An 18,437-nucleotide genomic window follows, 5' to 3' on the forward strand; every position below is an offset into this window, starting at 1 on the left:
CGTCCTCCCCGCCCGCTGGGCGCGCCCGAAGCATCCGTTGCAGTCCTGACCTCGGTCAGCTCATTTGCCTCGAACTGCGCTGCGCGCTGACCACGCGCAGCAAAGTGAGGCAACTGAACCAGCCACCCCCGAGTTCACTTGCCTCAAAGTGCTCAAAGAGCACAGCTCGGCCAGCAAAGTGAGGCAAACGAAGGGATGCCGCGCACCCAACGCCTCCGCTGGCCCACCCCGCCCGGCTCCACCCCGCTGGCCCCAGCCCGCCCGGCCTCAGTCCTGCGTGCCCTCGCGCTCGGCGGTCGAGGGCTCGGCCGTGATCGCGCGGCCTTCGGCGAGATAGGCGAGGCGGTGCAGGGTTTCGCGGTTGCGCCAGTACAGCGGCACATCGAGCACGGGCGCCGGCACGAAGCGCCCGGGGCCCGAGACGGCCTCCTCCTGCATGCGCACGAGGCACCGCCCGGCGGAGTGCGCCTTCACGTCGATCACGACGCGGGCTTCGCCCAGCGGCCAGCCGCGCGCCCGCAGCACGGCACGCCGCGGAGGGTCCCACTCGAGGCTCACGGTCGTGTCGTCGATGAGCGCAGGCCACACCCCGAACGAGTGATGCAGCTCAGCGCCGGGTTGCGGCCACGTCGCGTCGACGTCGCGCATGCGCGAGGCGCCGACGACCCACGAAGGGTAGAGCCATCCGTTCGAGAGCACGTCGAAGACGTGCTCGGGTTCACAGCGCAGCATCCGGACGTTGGTCGACATGGTTCGACTCTGTCACCCGGCACGGCGCGGACGCACGGGGTTTTCCCCGCGCGCCATGTGGGCTATACGACCGACGCGCCGCACATGCCGCACTCGCCCTTCGCCGACACCTCGACGAAGCACGACGGGCACATCGCGCGCGGCTTCGGGTCCGCCGCGGGGGTGCGGCGCGGTGCGCTGGTGCGCTCGGGTCGGGATGCCGCACGGGCACGCGCCGGCGCAGCGACAGGCTCCGGGCGGGTGACGACGGGAACATGCGGCTGACAGTAGAAGCGCACGAAACCGTCGTGATGACGTGGATGCCGGTGCTTGAACGCCCACAGCTCGGTGCGCTCACGGGGCTCCGACGACATGCCGCAGGTGAAGCAGCGCGTCGGCTCGCCGGGCACGAGATCGGCGACCAGCATCGGCGTCTCGAATGGAATGGACTGTCGCCAGTCCGCTGATGCGGCAACCTTCATGCGGTGAGCCTCGCTTTCCCCGCGATCAACGTTACGCGACGGCGACGACCTCGCGGGCCGGCCCCCGCGGAAGCATTCGCGCGCATGCGATGTTGCGCCCTGTATGGACTATGGGCATCCGATCCGCTTCGGCACGTTTCTCACCCCTGTCGCGGGCGATCCGCAGCGTCCCGTGCAGCTCGCGCAGATGAGCGAGCAGCTCGGCTTCGACCTCGTCACGTTCCAGGACCACCCGTATCAGCCGGCGTTCCTCGACACGTGGACGCTGCTGTCTTACGTCGCCGCTTCGACCTCGACGATCCAGCTCGCGCCGAACGTGCTGAACCTGCCGATGCGACCGGCGCCGGTCACGGCGCGAGCCGCAGCATCCCTCGATCTGCTCTCGGGCGGTCGGTTCGCACTCGGTCTCGGCGCCGGCGGATTCTGGGATGCGATCGAGGCGATGGGCGCGCGCCGCTTGACCCCCGGCGAGGCCGTCGATGCGCTGGCCGAAGGCATCGGCGTGATCCGCGAACTGTGGGACACCGACACGCGCGGCGGGGTGCGCGGCGGCGAGTACTACCCCATGAAGGGCGCCAAGCGCGGGCCCGCACCCGCGCACCGCGTGCCGATCTGGATCGGCGCCTACAAACCCCGGATGCTGCGCCTCACCGGCCGCCTCGGCGACGGGTGGCTGCCCTCTCTCGGCTACATGAAGCCGGGTGACCTCGCCGCCGGGAACGCTCGCATCGACGATGCCGCGACGAGCGCCGGCCGGCGCCCCGACGAGGTCGTGCGCCTGCTCAACATCTCGGGGCGGGAGACCGCCGGTCAGCTCCTGGCGCTCGCCCTCGAAGACGGTGTCTCGACGTTCATCGTCGGCAGCGACGACCCCGACATGCTCGAACGGTTCTCGTCCGAGGTCGCCCCCGTCGTGCGCGAGACGGTCGCTGCCGAGCGGGCGTCTGCCACACCCTCGGCCCCGGCCCACCCCGGCCCCTGACCCTGCCGAACCGCCCCCTGAGCCCACCGAAGGGTCGCCCACTCCCCCACCCGGTCCCTGAGCCTGCCGAAGGGTCGGCCGCTCTACCCCGCCTCGTCCACCTGCCGCCGCAAGTACCTCGGGGCCTGCGAGTACCACGCCTCGGTGACGAGCTCGATGAAGTGCTCGGGGTCGATGCGGCTCATGCGGAACGCGACCTTCGGCTCGCTCCACCGCGTCGTCTCGCGCAGGAAGACATCGGGCGCCATCTCCTTCAACGCGAGGGCGTCGACCGGATCGGCGACTTTGACTCCGACGACGAGCTCGCGCCCGATGATCTCGCGCATGTCGTCGGGAATGCTCGGCCACGGGTGGCATTCCCACGCGAAGAGTTTGCCGCGCACGAACCACGCGGGCCCGCCCGTCGTCGAGCGCTCCTCGACGCCCGGCAAACGCGCCGTGACGGTGCGCAGTTCATCCAGATCGACCACGCGGCGACCCTACTCCTGGCCTCGGACGCCGGCTGACATCCGAGATAGTCGTGGGTCGGGACGACCCTTCGGCAGGCTCAAGGATCGGAGTGCGGGACGACCCTTCGGCAGGCTCAGGGATCGGAGTGCGGGACGGCCCTTCGGCAGGCTCAGGGACCGGGGTGAGGGAACGACGCTTCGGCAGGCTCAGGGACCGGTGTCGGATGGGCTCAGGGACCGGGGCGGCCGACCGAGTCAACCGGGGGCCGACGGAGTCAGGTGGAGAGCGCCTGGGAGATGTCCGCCCACAGCTCTTCGGTGGGCTCGCAGCCGACCGACAGCCGCACGAACCCGTCGGGCACGTCGTCCCCCCAGCGCGCGCGCCGCTCGGCCGAGGAGTGCACCCCGCCGAAACTCGTCGAAGGCACGATGAACTTCGCACGCTCGATGAAGCGATCAGCGGCATCCGCGTTCTCGAGCGTGATGCCGACGAGGCTGCCGAACCGCAGCATCTGCCGCTCGGCGACCTCGCGCTGCGGGTGCGACGCCAGCCCGGGGTACGCCACCGCACCGACCGCCGGATGCTCGGCGAGGCGCTCCGCGATCACCGCCGCACTCGTGCACATTCGATCGAACCGCACCTCGAGCGTCTCGAGTCCGCGGTGCACGATCCACGCTTCGAACGGACCGGGAACCCCGCCCGTGATCTTGCGCCAGTCGCGCACCCGCTCGATGACGCCGGCGTCGCGGCTCGCGACGTGGCCGAGGAGCGCGTCGGAGTGCCCGTTCACCGCCTTCGTATCGGATGCCACCACGACATCGGCGCCGAGATCCAGCGGCCGTTGACCGAGAGGCGTCATGGTCGTGTTGTCGACGACGAGCAGACCGCCGGCCTCGCGCACGCGGCGCGCCATGTCGGCGATGTCGCAGACGTCCAGCGCCGGGTTCGACGGGGTTTCGAGGAACACGAGCCGCACGCCGGTCACATCGCGATCGGCGTAGTCGCGCGTCGCGCACAGTTCGACCTCGACGTCGATCGTCTCGAGATATTCGTCGGCGATCAGGCGCGTCGTGTAATAGCCGTCGCTCGGCAGCAGCACGCGATCGCCGGGGCGCAGATGGGTCAGCAGCACGGCGGCGATGGCCGCCATGCCAGACGGGAAGATCGCCGTCTCGGCGCGCTCGAGCACCTGCAGCGCGTCTTCGAGCGCCGTCCACGTCGGCGAGCCCATCCGCCCGTACTGGTAGGGCACACCCGCGGGGTCACCCGGCAGCGCGAATGTGCTCGCCGAGACGAGGGGTGGCGAGAGCGGTTCACCAGGGCGCAGCGTCTGCGCGCGGTGGTGCAGCACTTCTGCGAACGACAGCTCGGCCGATGCATCCATTCGTTCACTCCTCCCGCGCCCGGCGCGGCGTCGCCGGACGCTTCAGGGTTTCACACCGCCGCCCCGCACCCCCACACCCCGGTCCCTGAGCCCGCCGAAGGGTCGCCTCGAACTCCACCGCCTGAGCACCCACCCCGCCCCCTGAGCCCGCCGAAGGGTCGCCCCCGCCGAATCGCCCACCCGCAGCATCCCGTCGTACAGTCGACTGACCCTCCCCGCACACGAACGGAGCCCCCGGTGTCCTCACGGCCGACGCCATCACCCGCCTTCCAGCGCAACGCTCTGGCACCGGGGATCCTGGCCGCCATCGTCTGCATCGCCGGGATCGCGCTCGTCGACCAGGAGCTGTACCTCGTGGCGCGGTTCATCATCGCGATCCTCGCCGTGATCATCGGATGGTTCGCCGCCCAGGCACGTCAGTGGTGGTGGATCGTGCCGATGCTCGCGATCGCCGTCGTGTGGAATCCGCTCTACCCGATCGTCTTCGACGGCCCGTGGTGGATCGGCGCGAACATCGCCGCGACCGCGACGTTCCTCTCTGCCGGCGCGATGATCAAGACGCCGCGGCCGATCCCCTGACCGGGGTGCCGCTCCCTCAGCGAACGGGGAGCCCCCGAACCGTCAGCGCTCGAGTCCATCGACCAGGTGCCGGTTCCGCGCCGTGATCAGCCGGCGCAGGTACGGCACGAGCACCAGCCGCTCCGCAAGACGCCCGAAGATCGGCGACGCGATCGTCAGCGTGTCGATCATGGTCGTGCCGGCGGCATCCTGTTCGAACACGTGCTCGTGGCGGAACGCGCGGAACGGCCCGCGCACCTGCTCGTCGACGAACCGGTGCGGGCGATCGAGACTCGTGATGCGCGAGGTCATCGTGAACCAGATCCCGAAGTGCCGCGCACGCCAGGTCACCGTCTCGCCCACGCCGATCGCACCACTGGTCACGCCCGCGATCGCCGTCTCGCCCGACGCAGCCATCGAGGCCTGGTGCTCGTCGATGCTGAGCGAGATGTCAAAGAGCCGCTCCGCGGGCGCAGCCGAGCGGGTCACGATCGAGACGACGGATGCCACGGCTCGATCATCGCAGTCGTGCGCGGATCACCGTCGTGAGCGCGCCGCACCCCGTCGCGCAGGATCGACGCCACCGCGGCGAAAGTCAACCGCCTTGGCGGAAGCGGCGCACAGGGGCAGAGTGGCGCATGTCCGAACACCGCCGCGGATGCTCTGGAGGGCGAGGAACATGAAGCGAAACGTCGTGTCGGCTGCAGGCGGCCTGCTGGTCGTGGGGCTTTTGGTGGCCGGGTGCGCCGGGCAGGCGGATGCCCCGGCGAGCACGCCGCCGCCGGCGACCACCGGCTCGACCGCGACGCAGGATCCGGCGCCGAGCCCGACGCCGGAATCGACCGGCACGTCGTCGACCGCCGGCGCCGTGGACGAACTGCGCGACGGCACGTGGCAGGTGGGTGACGCCGGTGAGGTCGAGTTCTCGCTGCAGAACGGCTCGCTCGCCCTGGTCGAGGTCCGCCCCGCCGACGGGTGGCAGCAGCGGATCAGCGACGAGGATTCCGACGAGATCGAGGTCTACTTCACGCGCGACAACACGAGGTGGAAGTTCGAGGTCGAGCTCGAGCGAGGCACCATGGAGATCTCCCAGGAGCTGAAGATCACGCGGGGCGCAGGCGGCACCTATCCGGTGGGCAGCGCCGCCGTGGTCGCCTTCGACACCGACGGTTCGACACTCACCCTCGGCAGCGTCGATGTCAGCGATGGCTGGGCCATCGTCAAGCAGGACGAAAGCGCCGACGACATCGAGCTCGACTTCCGCAATGACGGCACCAACGGCAGCGCGGAGTTCGAGGCCGAACTCGAAGACGGCGGCGTCGACATCGAGATCAGCCAGAAGCTCACCGGGCCGATCCCCGGGTGACGGCTCAGATCGCCATCGCGAGCACGCCGTAGCCCATCGCGATGAGGAACGACAGCACGGCCAGCACGAGCGACAGCGGCGCCATCGTGTAGCGCTCCGGTTTGCTGCGTGAGATGGCGTTGACCGCGATGCCGAGCACGAAGTAGACGAAGATCACCCACATCGCGATCTCGGAGAACGGCGCGGGGAACACATCGATCGCGCCGACCCGATCCCACGCGATGAGGGCGATCAGCGCATAGACGAGGATCGACACGGCGCTGCCGATGCGCAGGCGCGCGGGCAGGACCTCGTGCTGTCCGCCCCACGCGAAGCGGCCGATCGGCGCCCCGAGGATGAGCGCGATCTGCAGCACGGCGAGCACCGCGAGGGCGACGGTGAGCACGAGCACGAAAGGCACGGGTCCACGGTAGCGGGGGCAGCCGACGACGGCGGGGTCGTATCAGTCCGGAACGCGGAATGCCAAATTTTTTCGCGCTCCCGCGCACTGCTTTTATTAGGACGTTTGCGATGTCTCCACGTCGCATCGCGTGGGGGCGCAACAACTGGGGCTATCACGCGCACGATTCGATCGGCTGATGCGTGACAGCACCGCCTGGAGGAGAGCTATGTCTTCGTCCCCGTCGTCTCCTTTGCGTTCGCGCGGTGTGCGCGCGTTGCTGCACCGCGTGCTCGCCGCACTCGGTGTCTTCGGTTTGGCACTCGTGTCGGTCGTCGCGCTGCCGAGCGCGGCACACGCTGCGCCGAACGCCGACATCACGGTCAGCAACATCACGATCGCGCCGGCCGGCGAGCAGGCGACGGTCGGTGACACGCTGACGGTATCCGGTGAGTGGGATGCCACGACGGCGAACCCGCACGCCGGGGATGTCTTCACGATCGGTCTGCCGCCCGAGTTCTCGTTCCCGCAGAGCGTGCCCTTCCCGCTCATGGGCACGGACGACAGCGGCGCCGCGGTCGTGTGGGGCAACTGCCTCACGGATCCGGCCACAGGCACGGCGACGTGCGTGCTGACCGACGCCGTGACCGAGGCTCCCGAGCTCGTGAAGGGCACGTGGCAGTTCGAGGTCCAGGCGGTGCGGGCAACGACCGAGGAGAAGGTCGTGTTCGACCTCAACGGCGCGCCCGTCTCGGTCGACCTGCCCGGCGGGGGCGGCATCGATGACGGCATCGACCTGCCCGGCGAGGTCTCGAAGTCCGGCGTGATGAACCAGAACAACTGGTCGATGACCTGGACCGTCGACATCCCCGGCGCCAACCTCGTGGCTGCTGGCGACGAGGTCGCCCACCTGACCGACACCCTCGGCGCGGGGCACGTGCTCTGCACGCCCACCGGGCTGAAGGTCGAGACGGTGCGCGGCGGCACGGTCGTCGATGTGACGAGCATCGCGACCCTCGACGGCGAACCCGGCGACGCGCAGTTCGGCCTCGCCCTCGCGGGCCCGTTCGACGCGAACGTCACCTACCGCGTGACCTACCGCACCTGCACGCCCGGCGGGCAGATCGACCCGGCCGGCACGACGTACGACAACTCGGCGCAGATCGAGGGCTGGGGACAAGCCGGCATCGGGATCGGCGAGGTCGCCAGCCTGCCCTGGCAGCAGTCGCTCACGAAGTCCGGAAACGTGCAGAACGGCACCGCGCGCAACAGCACGATCGCGTGGACCGTCGTCATCCCGGGTGACCAGCTCGTCGGCAAGAACGGCTTCACCCTGACCGAGACCCTCGGCGCCGGGCACGAGCTCTGCGCCGGCACGATCAGCGGCATCCAGATCACCGAGCGTTACGGTCCGAGCAGCCAGCTGCAGCGAAACATCACCGACCTGCTCACCGCGACGACGATCTCGTCGTCGGCGCAGGCCTTCCAGGTGCGGTTCGACATCGCGGGCGACCTCGAGTTCCGCGCATCCGATTACCGCTACATCCTCACCTACACGACCTGCGTCACGAGCGATGAGCTGCCCGAGGGCGGCACCGCGTACGCGAACCGGGTCGACGTCGACGGGCAGGCCACCGGCACCGAGGCGACCGTGCCGGCCCGCAGCCAGGGCAAGAGCGGCCGCATCAACACCTCCGCCGTGACGATCGACGGCGTGCAGCACATGCCGCAGACGACGCTCGACTGGTCGGTCACGATTCCGGGCGAGATGATCGAAGACCTCGGCGGCTACCTCACCCTGACCGACACGCTCGCCGCGTCGCACACGATCTGCCCCGCCGGCGATCCCTCAGCGGGCCTGGCCACGCGTCTCAACCTGCGCGTCGAGGCCCGTGACCAGATCCAGAACGGCGGTCTCGCCACCGCCAACCTGACCGGCGTCACCGCGCTGTCGCTCGACGGCAACGAGCTCACGCTCGACATCAAGGCCGTCAACCTGCCGATCCCGACCGGCACGAGCGACGGGTTCAGCCGCGAATACCAGTACGTCATCACCTACACGACGTGCACCGCCAGCGGGGGCATGGATGCACCGGGCACGAGGTACGACAACGCGGTGTCGGGTTCGGGCATCCAGTTCTCGACCAGCACGACCCAGAGCAATTCCGGCAGCGGCACGGGCCAGGGCGTGACCCGCGGGTCCGTCGCCATCGACAAGGCCCTGGCCGAGACGCCGGGCGCCGCGCTCATCCCGCGCGACGCGACCTTCACCGTGCACGTCAAGGAGATCGACCCCACCGGCACGGTGCAGAACGCGTACGACCTGCGGGTTCCGCTCGACGGTGCACCGGTGAGCGGCCTGAACGCCCGCGGCACCGGGTGGACGGTCGAGCTCACCGAGCCCACGTTCCCGACCATCTCGGGCGTCGTCTTCGGTGACCCGGTGTTCGCCGAGGCGCCCGGCGTCACGGTGAGCGCCGACGGCAAGACCGCGATCGCGACGATCGCGCCGCGCACCAACGTCTCGGTCGTCCTGACCAACGAGGCGCTGCTCGGTTCGGTGAGCATCGTCAAGGCGCTGAACGGCGGCGCGGCGGATCTCGTCGACGCCGGCCGCACCTATCGCGTCACCGCGTCGATCGACACCAGCACGCTCGGCGCGAACGTTCCCGCCCAGCCCGACCGCACCCTCGACCTGACCGTCGGCGAGCCGGTCGTGCTCGAGAACCTGCCGATCGGCGCGACGGTCACCTTCACCGAGGCACGCCCCACCGACGACGACACCCTGACGTGGTCCGCGCCCGTGTTCAGCCCGGAGAGCGTCACCGTGACGCCCGCGCACGCCACCGAAGCGGCATCCGTCACCCTCACCAACACGGTCGAGCGCACGGTGGGCACGTTCTCGCTCGTGAAGACGGTCACCGGCGACCAGGCCGACAACCCGGCCGTGCCGGACTCGGTGCGGGTCATCGCCACGTGGACGGAAGAGGGCGCGCTCCGCGCCAAGACGCTGACCCTCCCCACCGACGGCACCCCCGTGCCGTTCGGCGCGAACCTCCTGATCGGCACCGTGGTGAAGCTCACCGAGGTGCCGCTCACCGACGGCTCCAGCATCGCCTGGGGCGCCCCGGTGTGGACCGGAACCGGCGTGACCGTGGCCGGGCGCTCCGCGAGCGTGACCATCGGGCGTGACGCCGACGCCACGGTGACGCTCGAGAACCACGCCGCGACCTCGACCGCGGGCATCAGCCTGCTCAAGGGCATCGCCGGTGAAGCGGCGGGCGAGGTCGACCCGGCGACTGAGTTCCCGGTCATCGCGACCTGGACCGGCGCCGACGGCGTCGAGCAGTCGCGAGAGCTGACCATCAACGCCGTCGAGCCGACCGAGCTGGGGGTGGTCCTTCCCGCCGGCACCGTCGTGACGATCACCGAGCAGACCCGTCCCGGCATCGACACGGTCGTGTGGGGCAGCATCACCATCTCGGGCGATGCGGTCGAAGACGCCGGCGATGGGTCGGCCACGGTGACCGTGTCCGGCCAGCAGAACGACGTCACGCTGGTGACGGTCGTCAATGAGGCCACGTGGGCCCCCGGCACGTTCTCGCTCGCGAAGAGCGTCGCCGGTGTCCTCCTCGACGACGCCGACGTGCCCGACGCCGTCACGGTCGTCGCGACGTGGGTCGACGGCGAGGGCGCCCAGTCCGCCGAGATCTCGGTGCCGACCGACGGCACGGTCGCGCAGTTCCCGCGGCAGCTCGCGTACGGCACCGAGGTGTCGCTGACCGAGGTGGCTCTGCCCGAAAGTGCACGCTTCACGTGGGCGGATGCCGCGTGGAGTGGCGAGCGCGTCGCCGTCGGCGACGACGGCAGCGTCGTCGTGACGATCGGCGCGGCCGATGTCGCCGAGGTCTCGCTCGTCAACACCGCCGTGGCCTCGCTCGGCAGCGTCACGCTGACCAAGTCGCTGACCGGTGACGGCGCGAGCGCCTCGACCGGCACGGCGTTCCCCGTGACGCTGACCTGGACCGACCTGCTCGGCGAGGAGCAGTCGCGCGACATCGAGCTGGTGGCGGATCAGCCCGTCGTCGTCGTCGACCTGCCGCTGGGCACCGAGGTGCGCGCCGAAGAGCGGAGGACCGGCCTCGCCGACCGCGTCCGCTGGGCCGGTGCCGACTGGGCGGCAGACAGCGAGAACGTCACGGTGAGCACGGAGGACGGCAGTGCGGTCGCCGTCTTCACGGTGACCGGCGAATCGGCCGCGACGGCGGCACTCACCCTCACGAACGATCTCGCCTTCGACGCCGATCTGCCCATGACAGGCTCGCAGGGAATCGCGGTCTGGACGGTCGCGGCGGCGTTCGCCGCGATCCTCGCGGGCGCCGCGCTGATGTGGCGGCGACGCCGGGCGTAACCGCATCGGGCGGCTACGGTGCACGTCGCCGCCCGCGTGAGCGCCCCCGGTGGTCCGGTCCCTGAGCCCGGGCCGGTCCCTGAGCCTGCCGAAGGGTCGCGGCCCCCGAGCCCGCCGAAGGGTCGCGGTCCCTGAGCCTGCCGAAGGGTCGGCCCCCGAGCCCCCCGAAGGGCGTATCACCACCCCGCATCCCTCCTCTTCCTTGACGACGGCGTTCGCGCCGCAAGCACGAGGAGGAGTCATGGCTGCACGCAGCGTGACCATCAAGGTCCAGAACGATTTCGATATCGCTCTCGTGTTTGATCATGAGAGCCTGCAGCACGGCGTCTGGGGCTCGCCGCCCCCGCCGCGGATCGAGGCCGGCACGACGGCGCAGTGGGTCGCCGAGTCCGATGGGGTCGCGACGGGAACCGAGGGCACGGTCTGGTACCGGCTCGACATCCCGGGCACGACCGGTCTCGTGCGCCTGCACTGGGACAACCCCTACATCGGCAGCAACAACTTCGACCAGTCCGGTCCCGACGTGCTGACCGTGGCGCGCACCGGCAGCGGCTCGGGCAACGACGCGACAGCCCACTGGGTCGTCGCCGATGCGTCGACGACGGGTGATGGCATCCCTGATTCGTGGAAGACCTCGGGCGCCACGATCGATCCGGGCGACGGGTCAGGTCCGCAGTTCGTCGACCTGCCGGCGATGGGGGCGACGGTCGGCAAGCCCGATATCTTCGTGCATCTCGACTGGATGGACGACGCCACCCACTCGCACCGCCCGAGCGATGCCGCGATCCGGCTTGTGATCGACGCGTTCGCCAACGCGCCGTACATCGCGCGCAATGGCGCGGTCGGCATCAACCTGCACGTGGATGCCGGGCCCACCAGCATCCTGAATCCGACGAACGGTGCGACGTGGGGCTCGCTCAGCCGGGCGGCGTCGGTGGGGCACGTCACGCAGTTGGGCACCACGAGTCCGGATGCTGCGGGCAACATCAACTACGACTGGACCGACTTCGACAAGCTCAAGGCCCGCGCCGGCGGGCATCTGACCTCGGGTCGTGGCCCGATCTTCCGCTACGCCGTCGCATGCCACCAGATCGGCTCGGTCGGCAACAGCGGCGTCGCCCGCCACACCCCCGGGTCGGACTTCATCGTGAGCCTCGGCACGTTCGCGCCGCCGATCACCGACCTGAATGTGGCCGGCACGTTCATGCACGAGCTCGGTCACGCGCTCGGTCTCGATCACGGCGGCAGCGACGGGGTGAACAACAAGGCGAACTACCCGAGCGTCATGAACTACCTCTGGCAGATGTCGGGCATCCGCCGGGGTGGCGCGTTCGTCATCGACTTCTCGAGCGTCGCGCTCGCGATCCTCAACGAGGTCGCGCTCAACGAGACCGTCGGTCTCGGGCCCGGTTCCGCCGGATACGGCACGTCGCGCTGGCTTCCGGCGGCGGGTGCGACACCGGCGGGGTTCGTGCAGGTGGCGGATGCTGCCGCCCCGATCGACTGGGACGGTGACGGCCTCACCACCAACATCAACCTGTCGATGGACACCAACAACGACGGCTCACAGACGTCGCTCGAGCCGTGCAACGACTGGCAGATCCTGCGGCTGCGCGGCGGGGCGATCGGCTCGGGTGGGTACGCACCGCCGACCGTCTCGGCGCTGCAGCCCGAGCTCACTCCGCAGCTGCAGGCACGGATCCTGCCGCTCGACACGACTCCCCCGTCGACGACCGCGAGCGTCTCTCCCCTGCCGAACGGGGCGGGCTGGAACCGCACGCCGGTCGCGGTGCAGCTCACCGCGACCGATGACATCTCGGGCGTCGCGCGCACGGAGTATCGCGTCGACGGCGTCGGACCGATGACCTACTCCTCCCCCATCGCCCTTCCGAGCGAGGGCAGACACCGCGTTTCGTTCAACTCGATCGACCGGTCGCAGAACGTCGAGCCCGAGCAGCGGGTCGCGGTCGACATCGACCTGACGGCGCCCGAGGTCGATATCTTCTACGATCCCGACCTCGATGACATCCTCGTGCACGGCCGCGACGCCCTGTCCGGTGTGCCGGCGGGACCGATCGCCCCGACATCGCGCGTCGACACCGAATGGACGCCGTTCGGCTCGGACACCGCCGAGCTGCGCGTCTACGAGGTGCGCGATCGCGCCGACAACACCACGACGCTGTATCTGAAGGTGCGGTGCTCGCCGTTCGCGTACGAGGCGAGCGTGCTCGCGCTCGTGTACGACGACTACCGCCGGGCGGGGCGACGGGAGCAGCAGGTCGGGCGTATGGTCTCGCCGGACGGCGGAAGCGACGAGCCGCGCCCCCGCAGCGAGCGCAACACGATGGTCTTCGAGCGTCTCGTCGGCCGCAATGCCGCCCATGCGCTGCTCGGCGTGCGTCAACTCGTCGCGATCGGCGACGGCGCCTCGCGCCGCGTTGTGAAGGCGCGCTGGGATGCCCTCGACGACTACTCCATCGTCGTGCACGAGTCCGGCACCGGCTCCTGCGCCCCCTGCTCCCCGCTCCCTGAGCACCACCCACCGGTCCCTGAGCACCACCCACCGGTCCCTGAGCCTCACCCACCGGTCCCTGAGCCTGCCGAAGGGTCGCCCGCACACCGCACCCCGGCCCCTGAACCCGCCGAAGGGTCACCCGCACACCGAACCCCGGTCCCTGAGCCCGCCGAAGGGTCTCGCGCGCACCGAACCCCGGTCCCTGAGCCTGCCGAAGGGTCGCAACAGCATTCTGCCGAAACAGCCGCCCCATCCCACCCCCGCACCGACGACTGCGGTTTCGACGACCAACCCGCAACGGATGCTGCCGAGGAGAGGACCAACCCCAACTCGTGCGGCCCCGACAAGACCGCAGAGCGCGACATCCGCGGCATGGTCACCTTGCATGTCCGCAGTGACGACGGCCGCCTCCACGTCGAGGAGTAGGCGCATTCCGGTGCATCCGCGAGACGCTGTAGCATTCGGCGGTGGCGAAGAATGCGGCATTCATCGGACTCGCGGGTCCGTTCGGTTACGACTATCGCAATCCGGCACCGCGGGTGGATGAGCGCGACGGCAGCAGCCCCAACCCTGTTCTCGAGAACGTGCTGGGGCTTCTCCTCTGCTACGACGAGCTCGTCTTTCTCGCGCCGCAGTTCTGCCCTGCGGATATGCGCGACCTGCCCTATGTCCACTTCCTCACCGACGACCCGTCGTCGATCGAAGCCGCTGTCGCCGCGCTCACTGAGTTCGATGCGGCAGATCAGGACGGGTGGATGGACGGCCCGAGTTTCGAGCTCTTCAGCGACATCTCGGCCGAGATGTGCGGGCCTGCCACCGGCGAATTCGCGATCGACAACCACACGCACAACCTGCATGTCGGGCGGACCGAGGTGGTGGGCAATGGGATGCGGCTCGACAACGCGCTGCGCGACCTGTGGGTCGTGGCCGAGCTGGGCCTCAGCCATACCGACGTCATCTTCGGGTCGCCCGCTCAGGAAGCCCTGAACAAGGAACTCGAGCGCGAACTCGCCGACAGTCAGTACTTCGGCATGACGAAGCGCTCAGCGGCGACGCAGCTCGCGGCGCTGCAGGTGCCCAATATTCTCGGTCCGTCCGGTTCCTACCACGAGGGCCTCGAGGCCATCCGGGATCGCCGTGATGTCGCCGAGTTCCGGCAGTACCTGCTCGCCATCGATGCCCCGGTCGCCGACGGGATCAGCCTCGCGAAGGAGATCTCGCAGGCCGCGTTCGCCACGGTCGATGAGCTGTCCGAGCGGTATCTGAAGGATCCGCACGTCTTCCGGTCGTTCGGCGTCCCCGCCGTCCAGGGCGCATTGGACGCCGTGGTTCCGGGGGCTGGCAGCGCGGTGGCCTATGCGGCGGAAGCGCCGTTCCAGATCGGAGACCGCCGGTTCAACAACGCGAGCAAGTGGGCGCCGTTTGTGGTGGCGCTGAATCGGCCCGTCGGGTGAGACGCGCGACTCAGTCCTCTTCGCCCAGCCCTCGGAACGAATGGATGAGCGTGCGCATATTCGCCGGCGCGGTGATCGTCCACAGCACCTGCGCCGCGACCTCATCCGCGGACATCATCACCGACAATTCAGGCGATGTCTCGGTGCGTCCAGCACCCATGGCGAATTCTGTTGCGATGCCCCCGGGGCACAGCGTCGAAACGCGGATCCCCTCGCGGTGCAGTTCCTTGTCGAGTCCACCACCCAGTCCGACCTGGGCGTGCTTCGTCGCCGCATAGACCGCTTCGTTGCCCCGACCACGCAGCCCGGCCACCGAGCTGATGATCACAACGTCGCCGCCGTTCCCGCGTTCCCGCATTGCGCGCACGGCTGAACGGACAGGCCACACGGTGCCGGCAATGTTGGTGGCGAGCATCTCCTGCAGTTCGTCATCGGTGTGGTCCAAAATGCCGCCGTACATGCCGATGCCGGCGCTGGCGATGAGTCCGTCGATCTTGCCGTACTCCGCTACTGCGGTTGCGATGGCCCGTTCGGCATGAGCCGACTCACGCACATCCCACTCGACCGCCGTCCATCCGTCGAGCCCGTCCAGCAGCTCTCGGATTCGCTCGACGCGACGCGCGCCAGCGACGACTCGGCCGCCCTCCCGCAGGATATGACGCGCACTCGCGGCGCCCACCCCCGAGCTCGCGCCGGTGATCACTGCAACATAACCGTCAAGGGCACCCATCATTTGCCTCTTTCCATCGTGATTGTCATGAAACGTCCATATTCGAGGCCGCCGGGGTCGCATGACTGTGACGCGGTCCGACAGTGTTCGTGAGCGTGCCGAGACCGTCGATCGATACCGAGACGACATCTCCAGGCTCGAGGTAGGCAGGAGGCTGCCGCGCCAGTCCGACTCCCGCCGGGGTACCCGTGGCGATGACGTCGCCGGGCCGCAGCGTAAACCACTGCGATGCATCAGCCACGAGCGCATCGACCCCGACGATCATTTCCGCCGTGGTGGATTCCTGTCGAACTGCACCGTTGACGGTAGTGCGCACGGCCAGGGACTGCGGGTCTGCGATTGCCGCCCGAGTGACGAGATACGGCCCCATCGGCGCGTGAGTGTTGCCTGATTTCCCGCGTGTCCACTGACCATCGGCGAACATGACATCCCGCACCGATACATCATTGAAGATCGTGTAGCCGGCAATGTGGGCTCGCGCCTCGTTCGCGGTGACGCGGTGCGCCGTCGCGCCGATGACGACAGCGAGCTCGGCCTCATAGTCGAGTTGGATGGACTCTGCCGGAAACTCGATCTCGCCACCAGGTCCGGTCACCGCGGAAGGAAGTTTGGCGAAGTACAGCGGACGGTCGGGGGCGTCGAGTCCGACTTCGGCGGCATGATCACGGTAATTGAGCCCGACGCAGAGGATCTGACCCGGGCGACGCACGGGTGCGACGAATGTGACGTCGCTCTCCGCTCGCCACAGCCGATGCATCGCAGCGCCCTGGCGGTGGACGAGTTCGAGAAGCTCGGCGAGCGCATCACCCGCCGCCTCATCGGCGACGCAGTCTTCGACGCTCGTGGGAACCGTGGACGTGGCGACACCGCAAGCCTTCAGCGCGGCCGCCGCCTCGGCGACGAAGATCACTTCGTTTCCGCGTCCGACCGCGAGGACGACGTCGGCACCGTCCACGGCATTCGCGAGCTTCATCGGTCCGTCTCCTTCGCATGGATGATCGCGAGCGCTTGATCGAGCACGTGTGCGGCGGAAATGCTCGCTCCCTCCGTCACAACAGCGCTTCGCGTGCGCTCCGCGCGAAGATCCCGGCTGACGGCCTCGATCATCGACACAAAGCCCAGCCCGCGGAGTGGTTCGCTCACTGTGCGCTCACCGCCTGCGCCGTTCACGGTGAGTCGTGTTGCCCGTTGGAACGGTGCCGCGAGCACCGCTTGCCCCTTCTGACCGACCACACGGGCCTCCCCGCGGAGATCCCGTTCGAAAGACCACACCGCCTGTGCGATCGCTCCCCCTTCGGAGCGCAGCACCACATCCGCAGAAGCATCGAGTCCATTCGGCGCGAGGGCTGCTTCGACGGTGTCAACCCTCGTGGGCCCGAGCAGCGCTACCAGCAGTGCGACGGCATAGCAGCCGAGATCAAGCGTCGCCCCGCCGCCGCGTTCGGGATCCCATACTCTCGAAGTCGGGTCGAAGGGGAAGTCGAAGCCTTGGGCTGTCTCCACCCGCAGCACGTCGCCGATCTCGCCGGACGAGACGGCGTCGAGCAGGGCCCGAACAACGGGGTTGAAGAGCATCCACATCGCCTCGCACGCGTACACATCGGCGCGCCGAGCCTGCTCGAACAGATCGACGGTGGCTTCCGCGGTGCAGGTGAACGGCTTCTCCACCAGAACGCCGACCCCGCGACGGATGAACGCGCGCGCGGACTCGGGGTGCTGCGCATGAGGGGTGGCAATGTACGCGATGTCGGGCCGTGTCTCGTCGATGAGTTCGTCGACGTCGTCGAACGCACCTGCAAGTCCGTGCGTCTGGTTGAAGGCCTCGGCACGCGCAAGGTTTCGGGAGAGTGTGGCCACGTGGCGCGCGTCCATAGCACCGGTCAGGTCGGCCGCCATCCGGTTGGCGATCGTGCCCGTGCCGACGATGGCCCATCGAAGAGGTTCACGCTCCACACCGGTCATGAGTCGGCCCCTCCCTGCTTGCTGCTCCCTCTCAGCTGGTGAAGATCCTTGTCGGCCTCGCCGAGAGCGACTGTTCCTACAGGTGGTGGTGCCTTGACGATCTCGTCGAAGAGCATCCGGTCGGCCATCGAGTGGTAATGCCCCTCATACCAGCAGAGCCCCACTTGACGTTGTGCTTCAGGCAGATCGAGCGGCACCCTGACGATCCCCCGATGGTCGCTCGACTCCACGGCGAGGTTGTTGACGATCCCGACGCCGAGGCCGACACGCACCATTGAAATGAGCGCTTGGGGGTGCAGCGTGTACACGACGCGGTCGACCGGCACTCCGAGAGCATGCAGGAGCTTCACGGTATCGAGATCCTTCGACACATCGAGAGCGGGAGCGCCGGGGCCCGCTCCCACCGAGATGACTTTCTCGCGGCGCAGCAGCCGCCGCACCCCAGCCAGCGTCATGCGCTCTTTCGCCGGGTGATCCTCGGGCAGCACCAGCACGAGGCGCTCGTTCCACAGTGGACGCAGCCGGACTCCGGCAGTCTTGATCGGCGGATGGAGCGTGCGGATCGCGAGGGTCACGACGCGGTTCGCGAGCGCCGCTTCGGCCTCGACGGCGGTCGACTCGAGCAGCGCGACGTGGATGGCGGGATACTTCGCGGCGAAGGTCTGCAACACTCCAGGCAAGAAACTGATGCTCGCACTGCCATAGCTGCCGACCCTCACCTCTCCTTCCTCAAGGTTGAGGAGAGCATCCACGTGCTCGGCGCCGATGCGCAACTCATCCAACGCTTTGCGCGCATGAGTCGCGAAAACCAGCCCGATATCGGTGGGCACGACTGGCCGAGATGCTCGATCGATCAACGGCGCTCCCAGCGCAGTCTCGAGTTCGCTCACATGGATGCTGACGCGGGACTGCGATCTCATCAGCGTCTCGGCCGCGGCACTGAAACCGCCGCGGTCAATCACCGCAAGGAAGCTCGTCAACCTCTCCGTACCGAGAACTCCGAGTCGCCCGGCCGGCAGACGGTAGTTGCTCATC

The 18,437-nt window shown here is 68.9% G+C and carries 15 protein-coding genes and 1 pseudogene; 6 read left to right on the plus strand and 10 right to left on the minus strand.

From position 1 onward, the window contains the following. Positions 1–267: 267 nt before the first annotated feature. Together ACWIBS_RS01825 and ACWIBS_RS01830 are read right to left on the minus strand one after the other, a co-directional pair. Positions 268–750, minus strand: coding sequence for an SRPBCC family protein (locus tag ACWIBS_RS01825; protein ID WP_376127983.1), 483 nt, complete (start codon positions 748–750; stop codon positions 268–270). Between the two features lie 62 nt (positions 751–812). Beyond that, positions 813–1,211: a glucose-6-phosphate dehydrogenase gene (locus ACWIBS_RS01830; protein WP_376127985.1), complete on the minus strand. Its 399-nt coding sequence runs from the start codon at positions 1,209–1,211 to the stop codon at positions 813–815. Positions 1,212–1,314: 103 nt separating this feature from the next. Between ACWIBS_RS01830 and ACWIBS_RS01835 the strand changes: the two are divergent. Beyond that, a pseudogene (locus ACWIBS_RS01835) lies at positions 1,315–2,175 on the plus strand (LLM class flavin-dependent oxidoreductase); the annotation flags it as partial. A 101-nt stretch (positions 2,176–2,276) separates the two neighbouring features. Here the strand turns inward: ACWIBS_RS01835 and ACWIBS_RS01840 are convergent. Next, positions 2,277–2,663 carry a hypothetical protein gene (locus ACWIBS_RS01840; protein ID WP_376127987.1) on the minus strand — a complete coding sequence of 129 codons (387 nt, stop codon included), beginning with the start codon at positions 2,661–2,663 and terminating at the stop codon, positions 2,277–2,279. A gap of 254 nt (positions 2,664–2,917) precedes the next feature. Further along, positions 2,918–4,027, minus strand: coding sequence for a cystathionine gamma-lyase (locus ACWIBS_RS01845; RefSeq protein WP_376127989.1), 1,110 nt, complete (start codon positions 4,025–4,027; stop codon positions 2,918–2,920). A 237-nt stretch (positions 4,028–4,264) separates the two neighbouring features. Between ACWIBS_RS01845 and ACWIBS_RS01850 the strand changes: the two genes are divergently transcribed. Further along, positions 4,265–4,606 (plus strand): DUF6804 family protein, encoded by a 342-nt coding sequence (locus ACWIBS_RS01850; RefSeq protein WP_376127991.1) that lies wholly within the window; start codon positions 4,265–4,267, stop codon positions 4,604–4,606. Positions 4,607–4,648: 42 nt separating this feature from the next. On the opposite strand, the gene ACWIBS_RS01855 is transcribed toward ACWIBS_RS01850, so the two are convergent. Next, complete coding sequence (locus tag ACWIBS_RS01855) at positions 4,649–5,095, minus strand: SRPBCC family protein (RefSeq protein ID WP_376127993.1); 447 nt, start codon at positions 5,093–5,095, stop codon at positions 4,649–4,651. Between the two features lie 169 nt (positions 5,096–5,264). Here ACWIBS_RS01855 and ACWIBS_RS01860 point away from each other — a divergent pair, with 169 nt between their 5' ends. Continuing rightward, complete coding sequence (locus ACWIBS_RS01860; protein ID WP_376127995.1) at positions 5,265–5,951, plus strand: hypothetical protein; 687 nt, start codon at positions 5,265–5,267, stop codon at positions 5,949–5,951. A gap of 4 nt (positions 5,952–5,955) precedes the next feature. Here the strand turns inward: ACWIBS_RS01860 and ACWIBS_RS01865 are convergent, their stop codons facing one another. After that, positions 5,956–6,351: a hypothetical protein gene (locus tag ACWIBS_RS01865; protein ID WP_376127997.1), complete on the minus strand. Its 396-nt coding sequence runs from the start codon at positions 6,349–6,351 to the stop codon at positions 5,956–5,958. Positions 6,352–6,559: 208 nt separating this feature from the next. On the opposite strand from ACWIBS_RS01865, the gene ACWIBS_RS01870 reads away from it, so the two are divergent. The 3 genes from ACWIBS_RS01870 (at position 6,560) to ACWIBS_RS01880 (ending at position 14,710) form a co-directional block, all read left to right on the plus strand. Next, complete coding sequence (locus ACWIBS_RS01870) at positions 6,560–10,741, plus strand: DUF5979 domain-containing protein (protein ID WP_376127999.1); 4,182 nt, start codon at positions 6,560–6,562, stop codon at positions 10,739–10,741. Positions 10,742–10,982: 241 nt separating this feature from the next. Further along, entirely contained in the window at positions 10,983–13,682 is a 2,700-nt protein-coding gene (locus ACWIBS_RS01875; RefSeq protein ID WP_376128001.1) for an OmpL47-type beta-barrel domain-containing protein, read from the plus strand. Positions 13,683–13,723: 41 nt separating this feature from the next. Then, the gene (locus tag ACWIBS_RS01880; RefSeq protein WP_376128003.1) at positions 13,724–14,710 is read left to right on the plus strand and encodes a hypothetical protein; all 987 of its coding nucleotides are present in this window, start codon (positions 13,724–13,726) and stop codon (positions 14,708–14,710) included. Positions 14,711–14,720: 10 nt separating this feature from the next. Here the strand turns inward: ACWIBS_RS01880 and ACWIBS_RS01885 are convergent, their stop codons facing one another. From ACWIBS_RS01885 to ACWIBS_RS01900, 4 genes are read right to left on the minus strand one after another with little or no spacing between them, the layout of a single operon-like run. Next, on the minus strand, positions 14,721–15,413 hold the full coding sequence (locus ACWIBS_RS01885; protein WP_454136356.1) for an SDR family oxidoreductase: 693 nt from the start codon (positions 15,411–15,413) through the stop codon (positions 14,721–14,723). Between the two features lie 52 nt (positions 15,414–15,465). Next, positions 15,466–16,413 (minus strand): fumarylacetoacetate hydrolase family protein, encoded by a 948-nt coding sequence (locus ACWIBS_RS01890; protein WP_376128007.1) that lies wholly within the window; start codon positions 16,411–16,413, stop codon positions 15,466–15,468. Next, positions 16,410–17,402, minus strand: a complete 993-nt coding sequence (locus tag ACWIBS_RS01895) for a Gfo/Idh/MocA family protein (RefSeq protein ID WP_376128009.1) — start codon at positions 17,400–17,402, stop codon at positions 16,410–16,412. The genes ACWIBS_RS01890 and ACWIBS_RS01895 overlap by 4 nt, the downstream gene beginning before the upstream one ends. Next, complete coding sequence (locus ACWIBS_RS01900; RefSeq protein ID WP_376128011.1) at positions 17,399–18,436, minus strand: LysR family transcriptional regulator; 1,038 nt, start codon at positions 18,434–18,436, stop codon at positions 17,399–17,401. The genes ACWIBS_RS01895 and ACWIBS_RS01900 overlap by 4 nt, the downstream gene beginning before the upstream one ends. Position 18,437 lies beyond the last annotated feature (1 nt).

Source organism: Microbacterium sp. NPDC055442, from assembly GCF_053644215.1.

Coding starts and splice junctions, on each gene's coding strand:
- ACWIBS_RS01870 (WP_376127999.1), top strand. CDS start 6,560: ATGTCTTCGTCCCCGTCGTCTCCTTTGCGTTCGCGCGGTGTGCGCGCG.
- ACWIBS_RS01900 (WP_376128011.1), bottom strand. CDS start 18,436: ATGAGCAACTACCGTCTGCCGGCCGGGCGACTCGGAGTTCTCGGTACG.
- ACWIBS_RS01895 (WP_376128009.1), bottom strand. CDS start 17,402: ATGACCGGTGTGGAGCGTGAACCTCTTCGATGGGCCATCGTCGGCACG.
- ACWIBS_RS01860 (WP_376127995.1), top strand. CDS start 5,265: ATGAAGCGAAACGTCGTGTCGGCTGCAGGCGGCCTGCTGGTCGTGGGG.
- ACWIBS_RS01890 (WP_376128007.1), bottom strand. CDS start 16,413: ATGAAGCTCGCGAATGCCGTGGACGGTGCCGACGTCGTCCTCGCGGTC.
- ACWIBS_RS01830 (WP_376127985.1), bottom strand. CDS start 1,211: ATGAAGGTTGCCGCATCAGCGGACTGGCGACAGTCCATTCCATTCGAG.
- ACWIBS_RS01875 (WP_376128001.1), top strand. CDS start 10,983: ATGGCTGCACGCAGCGTGACCATCAAGGTCCAGAACGATTTCGATATC.
- ACWIBS_RS01845 (WP_376127989.1), bottom strand. CDS start 4,027: ATGGATGCATCGGCCGAGCTGTCGTTCGCAGAAGTGCTGCACCACCGC.
- ACWIBS_RS01825 (WP_376127983.1), bottom strand. CDS start 750: ATGTCGACCAACGTCCGGATGCTGCGCTGTGAACCCGAGCACGTCTTC.